This window comes from Pantoea sp. B623 (genome assembly GCF_024814475.1).
In the GTDB taxonomy this organism is placed as follows: domain Bacteria; phylum Pseudomonadota; class Gammaproteobacteria; order Enterobacterales; family Enterobacteriaceae; genus Pantoea; species Pantoea ananatis.
The window spans coordinates 1-21235 of the sequence record NZ_JANUXM010000004.1 but is presented as its reverse complement, the minus strand read 5'-3'; the positions used below and the strand labels follow the sequence as shown (position 1 = coordinate 21235).

Annotated in this window: 18 protein-coding genes and 2 tRNA genes; 7 read left to right on the top strand and 13 right to left on the bottom strand. The window is 51.1% G+C overall.

The window, feature by feature from the left end; genetic code table 11:
- Window positions 1-34: 34 nt before the first annotated feature.
- Window positions 35-364: an HI1450 family dsDNA-mimic protein gene (locus NXS97_RS01945; RefSeq protein WP_196492568.1), complete on the top strand. Its 330-nt coding sequence runs from the start codon at window positions 35-37 to the stop codon at window positions 362-364.
- Window positions 365-410: 46 nt separating this feature from the next.
- Here the strand turns inward: NXS97_RS01945 and oppF are convergent, their stop codons facing one another.
- The 7 genes from oppF to NXS97_RS01910 form a co-directional block, all read right to left on the bottom strand.
- Complete coding sequence (gene oppF, locus NXS97_RS01940) at window positions 411-1412, bottom strand: murein tripeptide/oligopeptide ABC transporter ATP binding protein OppF (RefSeq protein ID WP_013025960.1); 1002 nt, start codon at window positions 1410-1412, stop codon at window positions 411-413.
- On the bottom strand, window positions 1409-2422 hold the full coding sequence (locus NXS97_RS01935) for an ABC transporter ATP-binding protein (protein WP_013025961.1): 1014 nt from the start codon (window positions 2420-2422) through the stop codon (window positions 1409-1411). Before NXS97_RS01935 ends, oppF begins: the two co-directional genes overlap by 4 nt.
- An 11-nt stretch (window positions 2423-2433) precedes the next feature.
- Window positions 2434-3342 carry an oligopeptide ABC transporter permease OppC gene (oppC, locus tag NXS97_RS01930; protein ID WP_013025962.1) on the bottom strand — a complete coding sequence of 303 codons (909 nt, stop codon included), beginning with the start codon at window positions 3340-3342 and terminating at the stop codon, window positions 2434-2436.
- 14 nt (window positions 3343-3356) lie between these two features.
- Entirely contained in the window at window positions 3357-4277 is a 921-nt protein-coding gene (gene oppB, locus NXS97_RS01925) for an oligopeptide ABC transporter permease OppB (protein WP_013025963.1), read from the bottom strand.
- Between the two features lie 87 nt (window positions 4278-4364).
- Window positions 4365-6005, bottom strand: a complete 1641-nt coding sequence (oppA, locus tag NXS97_RS01920; RefSeq protein WP_259231658.1) for an oligopeptide ABC transporter substrate-binding protein OppA — start codon at window positions 6003-6005, stop codon at window positions 4365-4367.
- Window positions 6006-6163: 158 nt separating this feature from the next.
- Window positions 6164-7780: an ABC transporter substrate-binding protein gene (locus NXS97_RS01915; RefSeq protein ID WP_064373879.1), complete on the bottom strand. Its 1617-nt coding sequence runs from the start codon at window positions 7778-7780 to the stop codon at window positions 6164-6166.
- Between the two features lie 582 nt (window positions 7781-8362).
- Entirely contained in the window at window positions 8363-9010 is a 648-nt protein-coding gene (locus NXS97_RS01910; RefSeq protein WP_013025965.1) for a YchE family NAAT transporter, read from the bottom strand.
- 437 nt (window positions 9011-9447) lie between these two features.
- On the opposite strand from NXS97_RS01910, the gene adhE reads away from it, so the two are divergent.
- Window positions 9448-12135, top strand: a complete 2688-nt coding sequence (gene adhE / locus NXS97_RS01905; RefSeq protein ID WP_015700205.1) for a bifunctional acetaldehyde-CoA/alcohol dehydrogenase — start codon at window positions 9448-9450, stop codon at window positions 12133-12135.
- A gap of 232 nt (window positions 12136-12367) precedes the next feature.
- Here adhE and tdk read toward each other — a convergent pair whose 3' ends face one another.
- Window positions 12368-12991 carry a thymidine kinase gene (gene tdk / locus NXS97_RS01900; RefSeq protein ID WP_024471785.1) on the bottom strand — a complete coding sequence of 208 codons (624 nt, stop codon included), beginning with the start codon at window positions 12989-12991 and terminating at the stop codon, window positions 12368-12370.
- A 415-nt stretch (window positions 12992-13406) separates the two neighbouring features.
- Between tdk and hns the strand changes: the two genes are divergently transcribed.
- Window positions 13407-13814, top strand: coding sequence for a histone-like nucleoid-structuring protein H-NS (gene hns / locus NXS97_RS01895; protein WP_014605719.1), 408 nt, complete (start codon window positions 13407-13409; stop codon window positions 13812-13814).
- A 95-nt stretch (window positions 13815-13909) separates the two neighbouring features.
- Here hns and NXS97_RS01890 read toward each other — a convergent pair whose 3' ends face one another.
- The 5 genes from NXS97_RS01890 to rssA all read right to left on the bottom strand — a co-directional run bounded on the left by NXS97_RS01890 (window position 13910) and on the right by rssA (window position 19425).
- Entirely contained in the window at window positions 13910-14917 is a 1008-nt protein-coding gene (locus tag NXS97_RS01890; protein WP_014593826.1) for an NAD-dependent epimerase, read from the bottom strand.
- Window positions 14918-14931: 14 nt separating this feature from the next.
- Window positions 14932-16272, bottom strand: a complete 1341-nt coding sequence (locus tag NXS97_RS01885) for a UDP-glucose/GDP-mannose dehydrogenase family protein (RefSeq protein WP_013025970.1) — start codon at window positions 16270-16272, stop codon at window positions 14932-14934.
- A gap of 21 nt (window positions 16273-16293) precedes the next feature.
- The gene (galU, locus tag NXS97_RS01880; protein WP_014593827.1) at window positions 16294-17202 is read right to left on the bottom strand and encodes a UTP--glucose-1-phosphate uridylyltransferase GalU; all 909 of its coding nucleotides are present in this window, start codon (window positions 17200-17202) and stop codon (window positions 16294-16296) included.
- Window positions 17203-17397: 195 nt separating this feature from the next.
- The gene (gene rssB, locus NXS97_RS01875; protein ID WP_014605716.1) at window positions 17398-18414 is read right to left on the bottom strand and encodes a two-component system response regulator RssB; all 1017 of its coding nucleotides are present in this window, start codon (window positions 18412-18414) and stop codon (window positions 17398-17400) included.
- Window positions 18415-18513: 99 nt separating this feature from the next.
- Entirely contained in the window at window positions 18514-19425 is a 912-nt protein-coding gene (rssA, locus tag NXS97_RS01870; protein ID WP_014593828.1) for a patatin-like phospholipase RssA, read from the bottom strand.
- A gap of 97 nt (window positions 19426-19522) precedes the next feature.
- Here rssA and NXS97_RS01865 point away from each other — a divergent pair, with 97 nt between their 5' ends.
- The 4 genes from NXS97_RS01865 (at window position 19523) to NXS97_RS01850 (ending at window position 21232) form a co-directional block, all read left to right on the top strand.
- On the top strand, window positions 19523-19978 hold the full coding sequence (locus tag NXS97_RS01865) for a YchJ family protein (RefSeq protein WP_014593829.1): 456 nt from the start codon (window positions 19523-19525) through the stop codon (window positions 19976-19978).
- A gap of 56 nt (window positions 19979-20034) precedes the next feature.
- On the top strand, window positions 20035-20883 hold the full coding sequence (purU, locus tag NXS97_RS01860) for a formyltetrahydrofolate deformylase (protein ID WP_013025975.1): 849 nt from the start codon (window positions 20035-20037) through the stop codon (window positions 20881-20883).
- A 144-nt stretch (window positions 20884-21027) separates the two neighbouring features.
- Window positions 21028-21112, top strand: a tRNA-Tyr gene (locus NXS97_RS01855).
- Between the two features lie 35 nt (window positions 21113-21147).
- A tRNA-Tyr gene (locus tag NXS97_RS01850) sits at window positions 21148-21232 on the top strand.
- Window positions 21233-21235: the final 3 nt, after the last annotated feature.

Genomic DNA, 21235 nt, shown 5'->3' with positions numbered 1-21235 from the left:
AGCGAAATTACGAACTGCCCTTAGATAAACGGGACTGAGCATGGATCTGAACAACCGCCTGACAGAAGACGAAACGCTGGAACAGGCCTATGACATTTTTCTTGAACTGGCTGGCGATAATCTTGATCCGGCCGATATCATTCTTTTCAACCTGCAGTTTGAAGAGCGTGGTGGCGCAGAGCTGTTTGACCCTTCCGATGACTGGCAGGATCATGTGGATTTCGATTTGAATCCAGATTTTTTCTCAGAAGTGGTGATCGGTCTGGGCGAAGCGGATGGCGAACCTATTACTGATGTTTTTGCGCGCGTGCTGTTGTGTCGCGAAAAAGATCACAAGCTGTGCCATATTTTGTGGCGTGAATAGCGTAACACCATGAATATAAAGCCGGGCGATTGCCCGGCTTTTTGTTTTACAGCGGATCCACCTTCAGGCAGGACACCGCATGGCGGAAACTGCCTTCAAGCAGCGGTCGGGTTTTCGCACACTCAGGGCCGGCAATCGGACAGCGCGTCCGGAACACACAGCCGGAGGGCGGATTAATCGGTGAGGGTAATTCCCCTTCCAGGAGCTGGATTTGCTTATTTTTTTCCAGGTCCGGATCGGGAATCGGCACCGCCGACATCAGCGCTTTGGTATAGGGATGCTGCGGATTGGTATACACCTCGTCGTAGGTGCCCAGCTCCACGGCGTGCCCCAGATACATCACCAGCACGCGGTCGGAAATGTGTTTAACCACCGCGAGGTCATGGGCGATAAAAATCAGCGACAGGCCCATTTCACGTTGCAGTTGCTGCAGCAAGTTCACGACCTGAGCCTGAATGGACACGTCCAGGGCCGACACCGGCTCGTCGCAGATAATCAGCTTAGGCTCAAGTATCAATGCGCGCGCAATACCGATACGCTGGCACTGTCCACCCGAGAACTCGTGTGGATAGCGGTTGATCAGGTTAGGCAGGAGCCCTACCTTCATCATCATGGTCTTGACGCGATCTTTGACATCTTGACGCGACAGCTCCGGATGATAAGTGCGTAACGGCTCTGCAATGATGTCGCCGATTGTCATACGCGGATTCAGCGAGGCCAGCGGATCCTGGAAAATCATCTGGATATCGCTTCGCGCCTTACGCCACTCTTCTTCACTCTGCCCCAGCAGGTTACGCCCGAGCCATGAAACGCGGCCCTCGGTGGCTTTTACCAGGCCAATAATGGCCCGCGCCAGCGTAGACTTGCCGCAGCCGGATTCCCCGACGACGCCCAGGGTTTCACCTTCATACAGGCGCAGGCTGACACCGTCCACCGCCTTGAGAGATTTTGGCGGCTGCCAGAACCACTGCTTGCCATCCCTGATATCAAAATGGACTTTCAGATCGGCGATTTCGAGTAACACTTTCTTTTCTGCCAGGCTGCTCATACGAGTTCCTCCACCGGCTTAAAGCAGGCGCGCAAACGCCCTTCTGCAAAAGGTAACAGCGGCGGTGCGTTGGAGCAGATATCCATAGCGTGAGGGCAGCGCGGCTGGAAAGGACAACCCTGCGGCAAACGCAGCAGGTTAGGCGGATTACCCGGTATCGTCGTCAGACTTTCCCCTTCCGCATCCAGTCTGGGTACGGCGTTCAGCAAACCAATAGAATAGGGATGTGCGGGCTGATAAAACACATCACGGGCGCGGCCATATTCCATGGTGCGTCCGGCATACATCACCAGAACTTTATCGCAAATGCCCGCAACCACACCCAAATCGTGGGTGATCATAATGATCGCGGTGTTAAACTCGCGCTTAAGCTCATTCAGCAAGGTCATGATCTGCGCCTGAACCGTGACGTCCAGTGCGGTTGTCGGCTCATCGGCAATCAGCAGCTTAGGCCGACACATCAGGGCCATCGCAATCATCACACGTTGACGCATCCCACCCGAAAACTCGTGGGGATACATTTTCATACGTTTACGCGCTTCCGGCATTTTAACCGCATCCAGCATTCTTACTGACTCTTCAAATGCCTGTGCATTGCTCATCCCTTTATGCAGCTTCAGCACTTCCATCAGTTGCTCGCCGACCCGCATATAGGGGTTCAGTGACGTCATGGGATCCTGGAAGATCATGGCGATTTGCTCGGCACGCAGTCGGTTCAGCTGTTTCTCAGGCAAATTCAGGATCTCTTTACCGTTGAACAACGCCGAACCACCGATGCGCCCGTTGCTGGCCAACAGCCCCATTAACGCAAAGGCGGTCTGGGATTTACCCGAACCCGACTCGCCCACAATCCCTAAGGTTTCACCTGCCCGCAGTGAAAAGTTGAGATCGTTAACGGCGGTGACGTCACCATCGTGCGTGCCAAAGGTTACGCGTAAATCTTTCACTTCAAGCAGCAGTTCGCTTCCCGCGCGCGCAGCCTGAGCAGGCTGAAATTCATGAATAGTCATCGGGAAACTCCTTAACGATCTTTGGGGTCGAGGGCATCACGCAGGCCATCGCCAATAAAGTTGAAACAGAACAAGGTGACGACCAGGAAAGTCGCCGGAAACAGTAACAGCCACGGCGAGACTTCCATGGAGTTCGCACCATCGCTGAGCAGTGCGCCCCAGCTACTCAGTGGCTCCTGCGTTCCCAGCCCCAGAAAGCTCAGGAAAGATTCAAACAGAATCATACTGGGCACCAGCAGCGAAGCGTAAACCACCACGACGCCCAGAACGTTGGGGACGATATGGCGCGTCACAATTTTCCAGGTGGAAACACCGCCAACGTGTGCAGCTTCAATAAACTCTTTGCGCTTCAGGCTTAATGTCTGCCCGCGCACGATACGCGCCATGTCCAGCCAGGACACCATGCCGATAGCGGCAAAGATCAGCAGAATATTGCGGCCAAAGAAGGTCACCAGCAGGATAACGAAGAACATAAACGGGAAGGAGTTAAGGATTTCCAGAATACGCATCATCACGGAATCGGTTTTCCCGCCCAGATAACCCGCGATTGAACCGTACAAGGTTCCCACGATCACGGCGATCAGCGCGGCAGCAATCCCGACCATCAGTGAAATGCGCCCGCCAATGGCTACGCGCACCAGCAAATCGCGCCCCGAGGAGTCGGTGCCAAACCAGTGTCCCGACGTGGTATCGGGCGGTGATGACATCATTCCCCAGTCGGTATCGAAATAGGAGAATTGCGACAGCATAGGCGCAAAAATCACAAACAGCGTGATGAGCATCAGCACCATCAAGCTGATTAATGCGGCACGGTTATGAATGAAACGACGACGGGCATCCTGCCACAGGCTTCGCCCTTCGACTTCCAGTTTTTCACTGAATGCATCAAGAGCTTCGCTATTTTTCTTACTTAACATCATGGCGAACTCCAGAATCAGTAGCGGATTTTCGGGTCGATAACGGCATACAGCACATCGACGATCGCATTAAACAGGATGGTCAACAGCCCCACCAGGATGGTCAGGCTCAGCACCAGTGAATAGTCACGGTTAAGTGCACCGTTCACGAACAGCTGACCAATACCCGGCAGTCCGTAAATCGACTCGATGACCATAGAACCGGTAATGATGCCCACAAAGGCCGGCCCCATATAGGAAATGACCGGCAGCAGCGCAGGCTTCAGTGCATGACGTAACACGATACGACGCAGCGGCAGCCCTTTCGCTCGCGCGGTACGGATAAAGTTGGAGTGCATAACTTCAATCATCGAGCCGCGGGTGATGCGCGCAATACTGGCAATGTAGGCCAGTGAGAGCGCCACCATCGGCAGCAGCATGTAATTCCATTGACCGCCATTCCAGCCGCCACCCGGCAGCCACTTAAGCGTGATTGCGAACACCAGAACCAATAGCGGCGCTACCACAAAACTCGGTATCACCACGCCGGTCATTGCCACCCCCATCACAACGTAATCCCACAGGCTGTTCTGCTTCAGCGCCGCAATAACGCCCGCCGTGACGCCCAGAACCACCGCCAGGATAAAGGCAGCAAGGCCGAGTTTGGCTGAAACCGGGAAGGCATGGCCGACCAGGTAATTGACCGAATAGTCTTTGTACTTGAACGAGGGCCCGAAATCGCCATGCGCCAGTTGAATCAGATAATCAACGTATTGCTTACCGATAGGATCGTTGAGGTGATATTTCGCCTCGATATTTGCCATGACCTCTGGCGACAGGGTGCGCTCGCTGGTAAAAGGGCTGCCGGGCGCCAGTCGCATCATAAAGAAGGAAATGGTAATCAGAACGAAAAGCGTCGGAATTGCTTCAAGCAACCGACGCAGAATGAATTTTAACATTGCCGTACCTACCAGGCTGGTGCTTCACATTGCATTAAAAAAAGTACTGGCGGCGCGTAACGCGCCGCCGCTGTTCTTGGTGTTTTATTAGTGCTTGATGATGTACAGGTTTCTGTCTGCTACGTTATCCAGCGGATCCTTACCGGTATAACCGCCAACATAAGGTTTCACCAGGCGCGTGTTAACGTAGTAGTAAAGCGGCACGATCACAGAGTCTTTATCCAGCTGCTGCTCTGCCTTCTCGTAATCAGCCGAACGCGCTTTATCATCTGTAGTGGCCAACGCATCTTTCATCAGCATGTCGAAAGCTGGGCTCTTATAGTGCGCGGTATTGTTGCTGCTGTCAGACAGCATGGTATTCAGGAACGATGTCGGTTCGTTGTAGTCTGCACACCAGCCTGCACGCGCAACGTCAAAGTTGCCCTGGTGGCGGGTATCCAGGAAGGTTTTCCACTCCTGGTTCTCCAGCTTCACTTTCACACCCAGGTTTTTCGTCCAGATAGATGACGCGGCAATGGCCAGTTTCTTATGCAGGTCAGAGGTGTTGTACAGCAGATTAAAGGTCAGCGGTTTTTCTGGCGTATAACCGGCTTCGGCCAGCAGCTTTTTCGCTTCGGCATTACGTTTTTCCTGTGACCAGGTAAACCACTCAGGCTTCGCCAATTCCATACCATCTGTCGCTGGCGGCGTGTAGCTGTAAGCCGGTTTCTGGCCCTGCGCCAGGACTTTGTCTACGATAATGTCGCGATCGATGCCGAGCTTAAGCGCAGCGCGAACGCGCGGATCGTTAAATGGCGCTTTCTGGTTGTTAATTTCGTAGTAGTAGGTACACAGATACGGGTCAACATGCAGCTCTTTACCGTTGTCACGCTGCAATTTTTTAAACAGCTCAATAGGCAGGTTGTTATAGGTCATGTCGCTGCCGTTATCAGAGAAGTAACGGTTTACATCGCTGACTTCCGACGAGATTGGCAGGAAAGTGACTTTGTTCAGCACGGTATGCGCGTTATCCCAGTATTCAGGGTTACGCACAACGGTGATACGTTCGTTGATGACGTGTGATTCCAATTTAAACGCACCGTTACCCACCCAGTTTTCTGGCTGAGTCCACTTGTCACCGAATTTTTCGATTGCAGCTTTATTAACTGGCGACATTGAGGGGTGAATGAGTAATTTATAGAAATAAGGCACCGGCTCGCTTAAGGTCACTTGCAGTGTATGATCGTCAATCGCCTTTACGCCCAGGTCTGTTGGGGGCTTCTTGCCAGCGATAATATCATCAACGTTAGCCAGATGGCCGTATTGCAGATAGCTGGCATAAGGCGATGCGGTTTTCGGATCGGCCAAACGCTCCCAGCTGTAGACGAAATCCTGAGCAGTGACAGGTTCACCATTTGACCATTTGGCATTTTTACGCAGGTGGAAAGTCCAGACTTTAAAGTCTTTGTTATCCCAGCTTTCAGCCACACCAGGAATGGGATGACCATCCGTATCGCTGATGACCAGACCTTCCAGCAGATCACGACTCACGTTAGATTCCGGAACGCCTTCGATTTTATGCGGATCCAGTGACTGAACCTCGCTACCGTTTCCTTTAACCAGCTCCTGCTTCGCGGCCAGTTCTACGCCGGCAGGTACTGTGGCTGCCATAACGCTGTTCGCTGCGAGCGCACTCATCGCTGCAAAGACGCTGGCAGCAATCAAGGTTTTTTTCGTGATGTTGTTCATTCTTAACTCCAGTTTTTTTATTTTCACTGAGGGTGTTTGCGACCTCAGCGTTCCCCGTATTCGGGTCCCCGGTGTTTGCCACCTGGGGCGTATTGACCCTGTTGTGTGGTCTGCACGGCCACGCCCTTCCCGACTGTGCCGCCGGTTAAGCGCGTGACTCAGTGTTTTTTAATGAAATAGTATTTCAGGTCTGTCATGTCCTGCGGATCGTGGCCAGTAAAACCGCCAACCCAGGGTTTAACCAGCCGCACGCTGACGCGATAGTAAACTGGCACAATTGCTGAGTCTTTGTCGAGTTGTGTTTCTGCCTGCTGATACAATGATGCGCGGTCCGCTTCATTTTCAGCCGTTAATGTTGCGGCTAACAGACGGTCGTATTCCGCACTGTGGTAAAACGCGGTATTGGTCGACGACTGGCTCTGGAACATATTCAGGAATGTTGAGGGCTCATTGTAATCCGCACACCAGGTGGCGCGCACAACGTCATATTGTGCCTGATGCCGGGTTTCCAGCAGGGTTTTCCATTCCTGATTCTGCAACGTAACCTGCGCGCCCAAATTGCGTTGCCACATGGACGCGGCGGCGATGGCCTGGGTTTTGTTTTGATCGGATGTGTTATAGAGCAGCGTAAAGCGCAGCGGATTTTTATCGTTGTAACCCGCCTCGGCCAGCAGTTTTTTCGCAGCCGCGTTTCGCTGCGGCTGTGTCCACGCCATCCAGTCTGGGGAAGATAACGCAGCGCCTGCGATGTAAGGCGGCGTAAAGCTGTAGGCCGGAATTTGCCCTTGCCCCATGATCTTACGAGCGATGATATCGCGATCCAGCGTCATTTTGATCGCAGCGCGCACGCGGGCATCGGTGAACGGCGGTTTTTTGTTATTAATTTCGTAATAGAAGGTGCAGAGCAGCGGACTGACTTTAACCTCATCACCCATATCTTTGCGCAATTTAGCAAACAAGTCGGGCGGAACCGCGCTGTTGGTCATATCAATGCCACCGCTGCGATAGCGATTGATATCACTGTTTTCCGAGCTGATGGCCAGAAACGTTCCCTGCTCAATAACGGTCTGAGCATTGTTCCAGTAAAGAGGATTACGCTTCAGAACAATTTTCTCATTCACCACCCAGTCATTCAGCGTATAGGCGCCGTTACCGATATAGTGACCGGGTTGGGTCCAGCCCTCACCCCACTTTTCGATGGCAGGTGCGTAAACGGGTTTCATCGCGGTGTGCGCCAGCATGGCCACTAAATAAGGCACCGGTTCGGTCAGGGTAATTTGCAGATGGCGATCGTCCAGGGCTTTCACGCCCAGTTGATCGGGGGCAACTTTACCGGCAAGAATCGCATCGACATTCGCAATATGGGCAGCCTGCAGATAGCTGGCATAGGGCGACGCAGTTTTAGGATCGGCAAGACGACGCCAGCTGTAAACGAAGTCCTGTGCCGTAACCGGCTCCCCATTGCTCCATTTGGCATTGTCGCGCAGGGTGAATGTCCAGATTTTACCTTGCTGGTTTTCCCAGCGCTCAGCCACACCCGGCACCACATTACCGTTATTGTCCGTGTTAACCAGCCCATCCAGCAGGTTGAGGATGATGTTTGACTCCGGTACACCTTCGACTTTATGCGGATCGAGCGAGGCAACTTCCGAACCGTTATTAATCACGATTTGCTGGACGGCGGAGAGCGTCACGTCTGATGGCACGGTGGCAGCACAGGTGGGCAATGCGGTTAAGGTTAGTGCCAGACAAGCCAGGTAGTGCTGCGCGTTCATTTCCCACACCCTTGTTAAATGCCAATTTTTATTCTGATATCCCAGCATCAATAAGGAATAAATCTTTTGCTTTTGACGTTTGGGAAAACATTATTAATGCGCCGAAAATTAGCAGATGCTGCAGAGGGGCGCCAAAACTAAATCGCTAAAATGTTACCTGTTTCTCTTTTATCATGAGATTTTTCCCAGTGGAAGTGTTAATTTTTGCCCTAAAAATAGCTTAACAGACTGATTAATAAACAATCTCATCACTTTGATGTCAATTTAACCCAAAAACAACATTTAGACCCTGGCGTTGCGTTGTTGTAGTGTTAATACACACCGTCACATCATTTAAAAAACGGTTTAAACGACGTAGACCAGCATTAATCATGCCAACTTCCGCTGCGAAAGCAGAATATAGTGTGAATATAGTGACATGCCGCGATGCCAGCACTGGCGCTGCAGCGAAGGTTATTAGCGGAAGTGATAACTGAAGAAGGATGTGAAGAGAGATAAATAATTGCATCAATACGGTGCAAAAAAATCGTCTTTTGCACCCTATTGGTTCATTTCTTGTTAAATGCGATTAAATAAGTCGGTTTACCCAACCAGACCGGGAAAAATTGCCTTGATGCCGGTCACCACAAATTCAATACCTAGCGCCATTAACAGCAATCCCATGATACGGGTAATCACGTTAATCCCTGTCTGCCCTAACAGCCTGACCATTAAAGGCGCAGCGCGGAACAGCAGCCAACAGCTAAAGGCGAAAACAGCAATCGCAACGGTAAAACCCAGAAGGTTGAGCCAGTTGTTATAACGCGTGCTCCAGACGATAGTCGAACTGATGGCGCCTGGACCCGCCATGAGCGGCAGCGCAAGGGGAACCACGCCAATACTTTCCCGAATTGCCGTTTCCGTTTTTTCCTGCTTATTTTGCTTATCCTCGCCCAGCTTGCCGCTAATCATCGACATAGCGATGGTCACCACCAGAATCCCGCCCGCAATGCGAAACGAGTCGATAGAGATACCGAAGACATGCAGGATTGCATCGCCCAGAAACAGCGAGGTCCAGAGAATAATCGCCACCGCGAGGTTGGCCGTCAGGTTGGTTTTATTGCGTTCTGCCACGCCCTGATAGCGGGTCATGCTAATAAATACCGGAATGATGCCGATGGGATTAACCAGTGCAAACAGGCCTACGAAAAACTTGATATAGCCAGACAGATCTAATAACGCAGGATTCACGGTTAACTCCCCATCCCAGATGAAAAACGCGCCTAATGTAAGTGAAAAAAGCCGTGGGCGCCAGATGCCTAAGCAGTTATTTATGCTGTTATTTTACTTACAATTTAGTGGCTTTAACCACGCATTAACTATCTTGTGGAAGATGTTACTTTTACGCCCCGTTTATTATCCCCCAGCCCGGCCCCCCTGAATGCAGAGCTGAAAGGAGTCAGCTTGGGTTTAAATTGATCTAAATCATCATTGTTCTCTCCCAAACCCGATACTCTTTCTCTGTCAGTAACGCAGGTCTCATTATTTCGAAACAGAGAGAAGCTCTTTTAGTAAACAATTGAAAAACCGCTGCTTTATTCCCGTAAACCGTGCCGTTTGCACCATGGCTATACTCAGGGATTCAGGCTTGTTTACTAAAAAAAGTTTAACTTCCTCAGGAGAGCACAATGGCCGTTACTAATGTCGCTGAACTCAATGCACTGGTTGAACGTGTAAAAAAAGCCCAGCAAGAATTCGCCAATTTTTCTCAACAACAGGTCGATGCCATCTTCCGCGCAGCCGCACTGGCCGCCGCGGATGCCCGAATTCCACTCGCTAAAATGGCGGTGGCAGAATCGGGCATGGGCATTGTTGAAGACAAAGTCATTAAAAATCACTTCGCTTCTGAATACATCTACAACGCCTATAAGGATGAGAAAACCTGCGGCGTACTGGACACCGATGATACGTTTGGCACCATCACAATCGCTGAACCCATCGGCCTGATTTGCGGTATCGTCCCCACCACTAACCCTACCTCCACCGCGATTTTCAAGGCACTTATCAGCCTTAAAACCCGCAACGGGATTATCTTCTCCCCCCATCCTCGAGCCAAAGATGCGACGAACAAAGCGGCGGATATTGTCCTGCAGGCAGCGATTGCCGCTGGCGCGCCCAAAGACATTATAGGCTGGATTGATGCACCTTCTGTGGAACTGTCCAATCAGTTGATGCACCATCCTGATATTAACCTGATTCTGGCGACGGGTGGCCCCGGCATGGTCAAGGCCGCCTACAGCTCAGGTAAGCCGGCGATTGGCGTGGGGGCCGGTAACACGCCCGTTGTCATCGATGAAACAGCTGATGTTAAACGCGCCGTTGCCTCCATCCTGATGTCAAAAACGTTTGATAACGGTGTGATCTGTGCCTCTGAACAGTCGGTTATCGTGGTGGATGCCGTCTACGACGCCGTGCGCGAGCGCTTCGCCAGCCATGGTGGCTATTTGCTTCAGGGACAGGAACTGAGTGCGGTACAAAATATCATTCTAAAAAACGGTGGGCTTAACGCCGCCATTGTGGGCCAGCCTGCGGTGAAGATTGCGGAGATGGCCGGCATCAGCGTACCTGGTGAAACCAAAATCCTGATTGGCGAAGTTGAACGGGTCGATGAATCAGAGCCTTTCGCTCATGAAAAACTGTCGCCGACACTGGCGATGTACCGTGCTAAAGATTATCAGGATGCCGTCAGCAAAGCGGAGAAACTGGTGGCGATGGGCGGTATTGGTCATACGTCATGCCTGTATACCGACCAGGACAATCAGACAGCGCGCGTGCACTATTTTGGCGACAAGATGAAAACAGCCCGCATTCTGATCAACACACCAGCTTCTCAGGGCGGTATTGGTGATTTATATAACTTCAAACTCGCCCCTTCTCTGACACTGGGTTGTGGTTCCTGGGGCGGTAACTCCATTTCTGAAAACGTGGGGCCCAAACATCTCATCAACAAGAAAACCGTCGCTAAGCGAGCTGAAAATATGTTGTGGCATAAACTTCCGAAGTCCATTTACTTCCGTCGCGGCTCTTTACCCATTGCGCTTGAAGAGATCGCCACTGACGGTGCCAAACGCGCGTTTGTGGTGACTGACCGCTTCCTGTTTAACAACGGTTATGCCGATCAGGTCACCCGCGTTTTAAAATCTCACGGCATCGAAACCGAAGTTTTCTTTGAGGTTGAAGCGGATCCCACCTTAAGCATCGTGCGTAAAGGTGCAGAACAGATGAACAGCTTTAAGCCAGACGTGATCATCGCCCTGGGCGGCGGTTCGCCGATGGATGCAGCCAAAATCATGTGGGTCATGTATGAGCATCCAGAAACCCATTTTGAAGAGCTGGCACTGCGGTTTATGGATATTCGCAAACGTATCTATAAGTTCCCTAAAATGGGCGTGAAAGCGCGCATGGTGGCCATTACGACAACCTCAGGCACAGGTTCAGAAGTGACGCCTTTTGCCGTGGTAACGGATGACGCGACCGGACAGAAATACCCGCTGGCCGATTATGCGCTGACGCCGGATATGGCTATCGTTGATGCCAACCTGGTCATGGATATGCCACGTTCACTTTGTGCCTTCGGCGGTCTGGATGCGGTGACGCACGCGCTGGAAGCCTATGTGTCCGTTCTGGCCAATGAATACTCCGATGGTCAGGCCCTGCAGGCGCTTAAGCTGCTTAAAGAGAACTTACCGGCGAGCTATGCAGAAGGTGCAAAAAATCCGGTTGCCCGTGAACGTGTACATAATGCCGCCACCATCGCCGGTATCGCCTTTGCTAACGCCTTCCTCGGGGTTTGTCACTCAATGGCGCATAAGCTTGGCTCTGAGTTCCATATTCCTCATGGACTGGCTAACTCGCTGCTGATTTCCAACGTTATTCGCTATAACGCAAATGACAACCCTACTAAGCAAACCGCATTCAGCCAGTACGATCGTCCCCAGGCGCGTCGTCGTTATGCTGAAATTGCGGATCATCTTGGTCTCACCGCGCCGGGCGACCGCACTGCCCAGAAAATTGAGAAGCTGCTGGTATGGCTGGATGAAATCAAAACGGAACTGGGTATTCCGGCCTCAATTCGTGAAGCCGGTGTGCAGGAGGCAGACTTCCTGGCGAAAGTCGATAAACTGGCGGATGATGCCTTTGATGACCAGTGTACTGGCGCGAATCCACGTTATCCGCTGATTGCCGAACTCAAACAGCTGATGCTGGACAGCTACTACGGACGCAAATTTGTCGAGCCGTTCGCCAGTGCCGCCGAGGCTGCCCAGGCTCAGCCTGTCAGTGACAGCAAAGCGGCGAAGAAAGCTAAAAAAGCCTAATCCGCTCCGCGCCCGATGAACGGGCTGCCGAAACCCCTTGTCTGGCCCGTGCCTCAAGGGGTTTTTTATGGGGGGTTTATCGCTTTGATAAACACTGCTGCCTGGTGCATCAGCGTAGTGAAGAGAATATCGACCTGAGCCGGACGGGAAAAGGGATAAAGTCCGTGATCACATCGCCTTGCGCCCTTAACGAGCGCCATGGAAAAGCAGCCCGGCGCTCATTGAGGGCTATTTATTCCCCCACGGGGGTTTGCGCCCCATGGATGGCCTGCAAACAACCCTGCTCTATCGCCTTTTTATAATGCTTACGACATACGGAGATATAACGTTCGTTGCCGCCGATGACGACCTGCTCCCCCTCTCTGAAAGGTTTACCGTCACTGTCCAGACGCAGCACCATGCCCGCTTTACGTCCACAATGACAGACCGTTTTCAGCTCTACCAGCTTATCCGCCCATGCCAGAAGATACTGGCTACCGGTGAAGAGTTCACCAAGAAAATCGGTACGCAGCCCGTAGCAGAGTACGGGAATATCCAGATTATCTACCACGTCAGACAAGGCCTTAACCTGCTCACGCGTCAGAAACTGGCTTTCGTCCACCAGTACACAGTGAACGGGTTGTCGCGCATGTTCCTGGGCAATTTCCACATCAAGCTGGCTGGCTGCATTATAAAGCACCGCAGGAGAAGATAATCCAATACGCGAGCTCACCTTGCCTGCGCCGAAGCGATTGTCGATCTCAGCGGTATAGACGAGCGTGCGCATCCCGCGTTCCTGATAATTGTAGGATGACTGCAATAATGCGGTTGATTTACCGGCGTTCATTGCCGAATAGTAGAAATAGAGTTGAGCCATTTGCGCCGATTCTCGGATACGATGAAAAAACAGGGTCGATTTTACCATATCTACAGGTTGCTGCTGGGGGGATTTTCACCTTATGCTGTTCAGATTAGCATCACTCATTGATGATGCAGCGGTTAATATGATGCGGCATTGGGTCTTTAGGTCAGGATAAATATTAAAGCACATGTGTGATTAAACATTATTTTTATACCGATAATGTATCAGCGCATTTTCAGCTAAGATCTTAATCTTTTCATTGATTCAACCCACCTGACATCACACGTCATCGGGGTGAATTAATAATTTAATAAATTCCTCGCTTACTCTTTTTAAGCTAAAAATTAATTTAATGTTGAACTTATTTTTCTCCACCACTACTATTAGCGGGCAGAACAACTCTCCTATTAATTATTCAGAGATCAGGACAATGAGCGAAGCACTTAAAAATCTTAATAATATCCGCACGCTGCGTGCCCAGGCCAGAGAGTGTTCTTTGGAAACGCTGGAAGAAATGCTGGAAAAACTGGACGTCGTGGTAAATGAACGTCGCGACGAAGAGTCAAACTCTAAAGCTGAAAACGAAGAGCGTGCGCGTAAACTTGAGCAATATCGCGAGATGCTGTTAGCGGATGGTATCGATCCCAACGAATTATTCAATACCCTGTCAGAATCAAAAACGGCTGGCAAAGCCAAACGTGCTGCCCGCCCGGCTAAATATCAGTTTGTAGATGAAAATGGCGAGACCAAAACCTGGACGGGTCAGGGCCGTACGCCAGCAGCAATCAAGAAAGCCATGGAAGAACAAGGTAAGCAGTTAGACGACTTCCTGCTGTAATGCTTAGCCTGTTTCGCTTATTGTTAGCTTTACTTTAGCTTTACGATTATCCGCAGCAGAAAAAAAAGGAAGCGATCGCTTCCTTTTTTTTATTTTCAGATTGAATAGAAATTTCGATACCAGTCTACAAAGCGCCTTACGCCTTCATCAACACCGGTTTGGGGTTTAAATCCAATGGTATTAAATAATGCGGTTGTGTCCGCGCTGGTTGCCAGCACGTCCCCCGGTTGCATGGGCATCAGATTTTTATTTGCCTTCACACCCAGCGCTTTCTCAATCGCTTCAATATAGTGAATCAGGCTCACCGGCTGGCTATTGCCAAGGTTATATATACGATAAGGGGCAGAGCTTGACGCGGCAGAACCCGTTTCCACGGTCCAGTCTGCGTCCGCCTGCGGGATAACATCCTGCAAGCGAATAACCGCCTCTGCAACATCATCGATATAAGTAAAGTCGCGCTTCATTTGCCCCTGGTTATAAACATCTATCGCCTCGCCTGCAAGCATTGCGCGGGTGAATTTAAACAACGCCATGTCCGGACGTCCCCACGGGCCATAGACCGTGAAAAAACGTAAGCCAGTAGTAGGCAATTGATAGAGATGTGAATAGGTATGCGACATCAGCTCATTGGCTTTTTTCGTCGCGGCATACAATGACACGGGATGATCGACGCTGTCTTCTGTTGAAAATGGCATCTTGTTATTCAGGCCATAAACCGAACTGGATGAAGCATAAAGCAGATGCTCGATTTTATGGTGGCGGCAGCCTTCAAGAATATTCAGGTGCCCAATGACGTTTGCATCGGCATACGCATGGGGGTTTTCGAGTGAGTAACGCACCCCTGCCTGAGCGGCCAGATGAATAACGCGCTGAAAATTGTGCTGTTCAAAAAGTGTGGCAATAGCCTGACGATCGGCCAAATTGGCTTTAATAAAGGTAAAGGATGGATTGTCACCGATGATATCAAGGCGAGCTTGTTTAAGGTTTACATCATAGTAGTCATTCAGGTTGTCAAGGCCGACAACCTGGTGACCGGCGGCCAGCAGGCGTTGACTGACATGAAAGCCAATAAAGCCTGCTGCGCCGGTTACCAGAAAATTCATAAATCCCTCGTTAATCACACAGCCTGGATAGATGCTCCGCGGCCGATTGCATAATAAACGAAGCCGCGTTTGCTGATACGCTCTGGATCATACAGGTTACGTCCATCAAAAATCACGGGTTCTTTCAGTGCGCTCTTAATCACGTCAAAGTCAGGTGCACGGAAATTTTGCCATTCCGTACAAATCACCAGGCCGTCTGCACCGTGCAGCGCCGCTTCTTTGGTTCCCATCAGCTTCAGATCGTCGCGATGACCATAGATGCGCTGCGCTTCGTCCATGGCTTCCGGATCGAACGCCTGAACAGAGGCACCCGCTTCCCATAACGTTTCCATCAACACGCGACTGGATGCTTCGCGCATATCATCTGTGTTGGGCTTGAACGACAGGCCCCACAGCGCAAACGTTTTACCTTTCAGATCGTCACCGAAGTGGCGTTTAATGAAGGTGGGCAGCTTTGTCTTTTGGCTGTCGTTGACGTCTTCCACCGCCTTCAACAGGCGCGGTGTATAACCAATAGACTCCGCTGTGCGGATCAGCGCCTGAACGTCTTTCGGGAAGCAGGAACCGCCATAGCCGCAGCCTGGGTAGATAAAGTGATAGCCGATACGTGAGTCAGAACCAATCCCCTGGCGCACTTTTTCGATATCCGCACCTAAACGTTCTGCGAGATTGGAAATTTCGTTCATAAAGCTGATTTTCGTCGCCAGCATGCAGTTAGCGGCGTACTTCGTCAGTTCTGCACTGCGAATATCCATCAAAATCATACGATCGTGGTTACGGTTGAATGGCTCATACAGCTCACGCAACAGCTCCACCACGTCATCATTGTCGGTGCCGACAACGATACGCTCAGGGCGCATACAGTCGTTAACGGCCGCGCCTTCTTTCAGGAACTCTGGGTTGGATACCACATCAAAGCTGATGTTGGCATCGCGCGCCTGCAGCGTTTCTGTCATGACAGCACGGACTCTGTCAGCCGTTCCGACCGGTACCGTTGACTTATCAATCACGACTTTGTGATCGGTCATGTGCTGAGCAATGGTACGCGCTACGGCAGTAACATATTTCAGATCGGCCGAGCCGTCCTCATCAGGCGGCGTGCCGACGGCGATAAACTGCATTACACCGTGGTTCACGCCCTGAGCAGCATCAGTGCTGAACTTCAGGCGACCCGATTCGTAATTCGACATAACCAGCGGCGTCAGACCCGGCTCAAAAATTGGGATCTTGCCTTTTTTAAGGTTCTCGACCTTGTTTTCATCCACATCAATGCAGAGAACGTCATGTCCGACTTCGGCCAACACCGCAGCCTGAACCAGACCGACATAGCCGATACCAAATACAGTGACTTTCATTGAGCTATCCTGTGTTTAAAATTACTTTTTATCGCTAACAGTATTGTTGAGCCATTCAGTGAACTCTTTACCCAATACCGGATGGCGGACACCATATTCAACGAAAGCCTGCATATAACCCAGTTTATTACCACAGTCGTGGCTTACCCCTTTCAGGTGATAGGCTTCGACGGTTTCTTTATCCATCAGCATGGCAATGGAGTCGGTGAGCTGAACTTCGCCACCGGCACCTGGAGGCGTTTTCGCCAGCAGTGGCCAGATATCCGCAGACAGAACGTAACGACCGACAACCGCAAGGTTGGATGGCGCTTCAGACGCTTTAGGTTTCTCAACAACCCCGACCATAGGCGCGCTGTCACCAGGATTCAGTTCTGCACCCTGACAATCGACAACACCGTATGCCGTCACATCGCTGACGGGCTCAACCATGATCTGACTACGGCCAGACTCTTCGTAACGGCTCAGCATTTCTGCCAGGTTATCTTTGGTTGGGTTAGATTCGTATTCGTCGATGATCACGTCAGGCAGGATGACCGCAACAGGTTCATCGCCGACCAGAGGATGTGCACACATGACCGCATGGCCCAGACCTTTCGCGATGCCCTGACGGACCTGCATGATGGTCACGTGAGGAGGACAGATGGACTGAATTTCGTCCAGCAGCTGGCGCTTTACGCGTTTTTCCAGCATAGACTCCAGTTCAAAACTGGTATCAAAATGGTTCTCAATGGCGTTTTTAGAGGAGTGAGTAACCAGCACAATCTCATTAATACCCGCAGCAATACACTCGTTAACGACATACTGAATTAACGGCTTATCAACCAGCGGCAACATTTCTTTTGGAATCGCTTTGGTAGCAGGCAACATACGTGTACCCAAACCCGCTACTGGAATTACCGCTTTTTTTACTTTGGTCTTATAGGCAGACATCAAAATACCTCTCTTATAGGCCGTTCAAGTTTTAATGCTTGATATGTCGGTTTAAATTCGGAAATGAGTATATCAGTTAGTCGTGAACGGATTTATCCTGGAAGACCGCTATCCGTAGAATTTAAGACTATTACCCAAGTGTAAAGCTAACTTCTGGCCCTGTCTCCCATCAGATAATAAACTATCCATTCGGGTTTACTGGTCAGACGATAACATCAGTCGTATGCGGCCTCCGGCCCCCCAAATATGGCATTGCCAGTCATCAGCGCGCTGGCTTATTTGGTTAGTATGTGTACTGCCCATAGTGCCAAGTGGCACACCGTTACTGAGTTGTATTTGATGGGCCTGAACGTGCAGCGTTGCATTTAATCCGGCTGAAACCAGTACCAGATTTTTTAATCCGCGGTGATAGTAGCCCACCAGCAACGGGAACTGACCGGTCAGATTTGCCTGGCGCAGCAGCAAATTAACCTGTCTGAGCAGACTGCTCAGCTCAGGTAAGCGTTGTTTTTGGCCAGATAACTGTTCCTGAAGGAGTCCGTTAAATAAGGCGCGCAAAAGCAAGGCGGCCAGTACGCCGTTGTCGCCAGCGCGAGTAACGTCAAGACAATAAAAGGCGAGATCTTTGTCTGAAAGCGCCGCGATATCCAGCACCAGACCCGGCTGCTCGGCCATCGTCAGTTGCCGATAGTTGATCCGACAATTAGCAATGCGTTGTTGTACGGGTGGCTGAAGTTCTTTAAGGAGTTTTGCCGCCGCAGAGGGATCGCGAACCAGAGCGTCCCAGTCCTGAAACAGCTGCTCGTCTTCCTCCACCTTTGAGGTAAACATGGAGGGATAGAGGCATTCGTAAACCGCTTCACGAAAACGCTCAAAGTTTTTTAGCGGCTTAAGCAGCACATCCTGTACGCCAAGACGCAAAACCTGAGCAATATCGGACATATTTTCTGTGGCGGAAATAATCAAAATCGGGACGCTGTTACCGCGGCTGCGCACATGTTCAACGAATTCGATACCGCTCATGCGCGGCATCTCAAGATCACAAATCACCAGCTCCACGGCATGCTGCTTCAGTTGCTCAATAGCCTCGAGGCCATCTTCTGCCTCAACTGTGACAGCCCCCATTGATGACAGAAATTGGTTTAAAAGCGAACGGAAAACGGCCTCATCTTCGACAATGAGTATCTTTTTGCCGATCAGTGGTTTTTCCATTCCATCCCCCTGCGTACCCGATAATTCAATAGTGGTTCATAAAACGCAGTTGCGCCTTTCAGAATAGACCGAAGTAACATCTGTGCGTGAACAACCAGATTATCTTCTACGGACCAGCGGTAATAATTCATCCATTTGTTTCTCAACGGCAACCTTCCCAGCCGCAATAGCTTCTTCTGCACGATGAAAATCCAACGTGGATATTTGTGGACAAAACGGCTGGATGAGCACATCGGGCGGATCGCCTGCCATCCTGTTTCGCTTCAGGCGATTTTCCAGGACCTGAATGGATGTTGCCATGATCTCCATCGCGCCCGGCACTTGTGATGCCCGTCGCTGGGTAAAACTGACCAGCCTCTGGCGCAGCTTTCCGCGCCAGTCAAGATTCAGTGCGACAGCCGCGGCATGTTCTTCAGAACTCTGCGGCGTCAGCACCATTGAATCAGGCTGCATCAGGTGCGCATCGTGTTGAAGATCGACGGCAATAACCACATCAGCGCCCAGTGCGCGCGTTAGCGAAACCGGCACCGGATTCACCACGGCACCGTCTACCAGCCAATATCCATTGTAGCCGACCGGTGGTAATAAACCTGGCATACTGCAGGAAGCGCGAACCGCCTGATGCAATTCTCCCTCAGTGAGCCATAATTCACGCCCGGTGCTCAGGTTGGTCGCCACTACGCCAAAGGGCTTATGGCATGACTCAAGCGCATCATTCGTGATGAGCTGGCGGACATGGTTAAATACGCGTTCACCGCGCAGGAGTCCGCCGCGCTGCCAGGAGAGATCCATCAGGCGGATCACATCCCAGTAGCTAAAAGCGCTGACCCATTTTTTCATGTGGGGCAACCGGTGATTGACATAAGCCGCACCGACCAGGGCACCGATTGAACACCCGGCGACTACATCAATTTCAATGCCTGCGCTTTCCAACGCTTCGATGACGCCGATATGCGCCCATCCTTTGGCGGCACCGGAACCCAGAGCCAATCCAATCTTTTGCTTTCTCATCTTGCTCGGTTCCTGGCGTCAATACGTAGCGTCATAAGCATGGGTCAGATAAAGTAAACGATATCATCAACAACGACTGTGATTAACAGGAGAAAGTGTGTCCGAATCTTGCCCTTGCTGTAGCGGCAAGCAGTATAGCCTATGTTGTCAGCCCTTTGTTAAAGGAGCAGAAATTCCCTTATCAGCTGAACAACTTATGCGCTCTCGCTACTGCGCTTATGTCAAACATGACGTCAACTACCTGGTGTCTACCTGGCATCCTACCCGGCGCGATCCGGCACTTGCGGGACTGTTGTCTGAAAGTTTTGCTGGTACTGAATGGCTGAGCCTGAACATCACGCAGCGTGAACCGGGGCGCGATGATGACGAATCGTTTGTGACTTTTTTCGCCCGTTATCGTGAAAACGGCGCCGATCGGGCAATGTACGAACGTTCACGCTTTCTTCGCGAGGATCAACGCTGGTACTATGTAGACGGAGTGACGCCCGCTATTGGGCGTAACGATCGCTGTCCTTGTGGCGCCGATAAAAAATACAAAAAATGTTGCGGCTAAGGCAGTTGCCTGCGTAACGGTTTTACCCTTAATGCTTTGACAGGACTCTGATTGAGATGCAAGCGCAAACCATGCAAAGAAAAGTTTTACGAACCATTTGTCCCGATGCAAAAGGTCTGATCGCCAAAATCACCAATATTTGTTACAAGCACGAACTGAATATCGTGCAAAACAATGAGTTTGTTGACCATCGCACCGGGCGTTTTTTTATGCGCACAGAGCTGGAGGGGATTTTTAACGACACCACCCTGCTGGCCGATCTCGATAGTGCCCTTCCGCAAGGTTCCGTGCGTGAACTGCATAGCGCAGGCCGTCGCCGTGTTGTTATTCTCATTACCAAAGAAGCACACTGCCTTGGCGACCTGCTGATGAAGAGTGCGTTTGGCGGCCTCGATATGGAAATCGCCGCCGTTATAGGTAATCACGACACGTTGCGTTCGCTGGTAGAGCGTTTCGATATTCCGTTTGTTCTGGTCAGCCACGAAGGCTTGTCGCGCGAAGAGCATGACAACCGCATGGCGGACGAGATTGATCGTTATCAGCCCGATTATGTGGTGCTTGCCAAATACATGCGCGTGCTGACGCCGGGCTTTGTGCAGCGCTACCCAAATCAGATTATTAACATTCACCACTCTTTCCTGCCGGCCTTTATCGGCGCACGGCCTTACCATCAGGCTTACGAACGTGGTGTGAAAATCATTGGTGCAACGGCACACTACGTTAACGATAACCTTGATGAAGGTCCGATCATCATGCAGGACGTGATTAATGTCGATCACAGTTACACCGCCGAAGAGATGATGCGGGCCGGACGCGACGTCGAAAAAAACGTGCTGAGCCGCGCGCTGGATAAAGTATTGGGCCAGCGTGTTTTTGTTTATGGTAACCGCACGATTATTCTTTAAGCGTAAACGGCGCTGGATTGGCTGACATTCCAGCGCTACGGGCAAAAAGTGGGCAAACGATTCACCTTTTGCCAGTCGTCGCTTTACAGCCATGGCGCATTTGGTATGATGCGCCCCGCTTCAGAGCACAACAATTCAGTCCCTGGTGGGATTCCCGAGCGGCCAAAGGGAGCAGACTGTAAATCTGCCGTCACAGACTTCGAAGGTTCGAATCCTTCTCCCACCACCATCTGAACCTGCTGCCTGAACACACATATCATCCCCGGTGGGATTCCCGAGCGGCCAAAGGGAGCAGACTGTAAATCTGCCGTCACAGACTTCGAAGGTTCGAATCCTTCTCCCACCACCATCT

Coding starts and splice junctions, on each gene's coding strand:
- NXS97_RS01890 (WP_014593826.1), bottom strand. CDS start 14,917: ATGAATTTTCTGGTAACCGGCGCAGCAGGCTTTATTGGCTTTCATGTC.
- oppF (WP_013025960.1), bottom strand. CDS start 1,412: ATGAGCAGCCTGGCAGAAAAGAAAGTGTTACTCGAAATCGCCGATCTG.
- purU (WP_013025975.1), top strand. CDS start 20,035: ATGCAAGCGCAAACCATGCAAAGAAAAGTTTTACGAACCATTTGTCCC.
- hns (WP_014605719.1), top strand. CDS start 13,407: ATGAGCGAAGCACTTAAAAATCTTAATAATATCCGCACGCTGCGTGCC.
- NXS97_RS01915 (WP_064373879.1), bottom strand. CDS start 7,780: ATGAACGCGCAGCACTACCTGGCTTGTCTGGCACTAACCTTAACCGCA.
- adhE (WP_015700205.1), top strand. CDS start 9,448: ATGGCCGTTACTAATGTCGCTGAACTCAATGCACTGGTTGAACGTGTA.
- rssB (WP_014605716.1), bottom strand. CDS start 18,414: ATGGAAAAACCACTGATCGGCAAAAAGATACTCATTGTCGAAGATGAG.
- oppA (WP_259231658.1), bottom strand. CDS start 6,005: ATGAACAACATCACGAAAAAAACCTTGATTGCTGCCAGCGTCTTTGCA.
- NXS97_RS01935 (WP_013025961.1), bottom strand. CDS start 2,422: ATGACTATTCATGAATTTCAGCCTGCTCAGGCTGCGCGCGCGGGAAGC.
- rssA (WP_014593828.1), bottom strand. CDS start 19,425: ATGAGAAAGCAAAAGATTGGATTGGCTCTGGGTTCCGGTGCCGCCAAA.
- oppC (WP_013025962.1), bottom strand. CDS start 3,342: ATGATGTTAAGTAAGAAAAATAGCGAAGCTCTTGATGCATTCAGTGAA.
- tdk (WP_024471785.1), bottom strand. CDS start 12,991: ATGGCTCAACTCTATTTCTACTATTCGGCAATGAACGCCGGTAAATCA.
- NXS97_RS01885 (WP_013025970.1), bottom strand. CDS start 16,272: ATGAAAGTCACTGTATTTGGTATCGGCTATGTCGGTCTGGTTCAGGCT.
- galU (WP_014593827.1), bottom strand. CDS start 17,202: ATGTCTGCCTATAAGACCAAAGTAAAAAAAGCGGTAATTCCAGTAGCG.
- oppB (WP_013025963.1), bottom strand. CDS start 4,277: ATGTTAAAATTCATTCTGCGTCGGTTGCTTGAAGCAATTCCGACGCTT.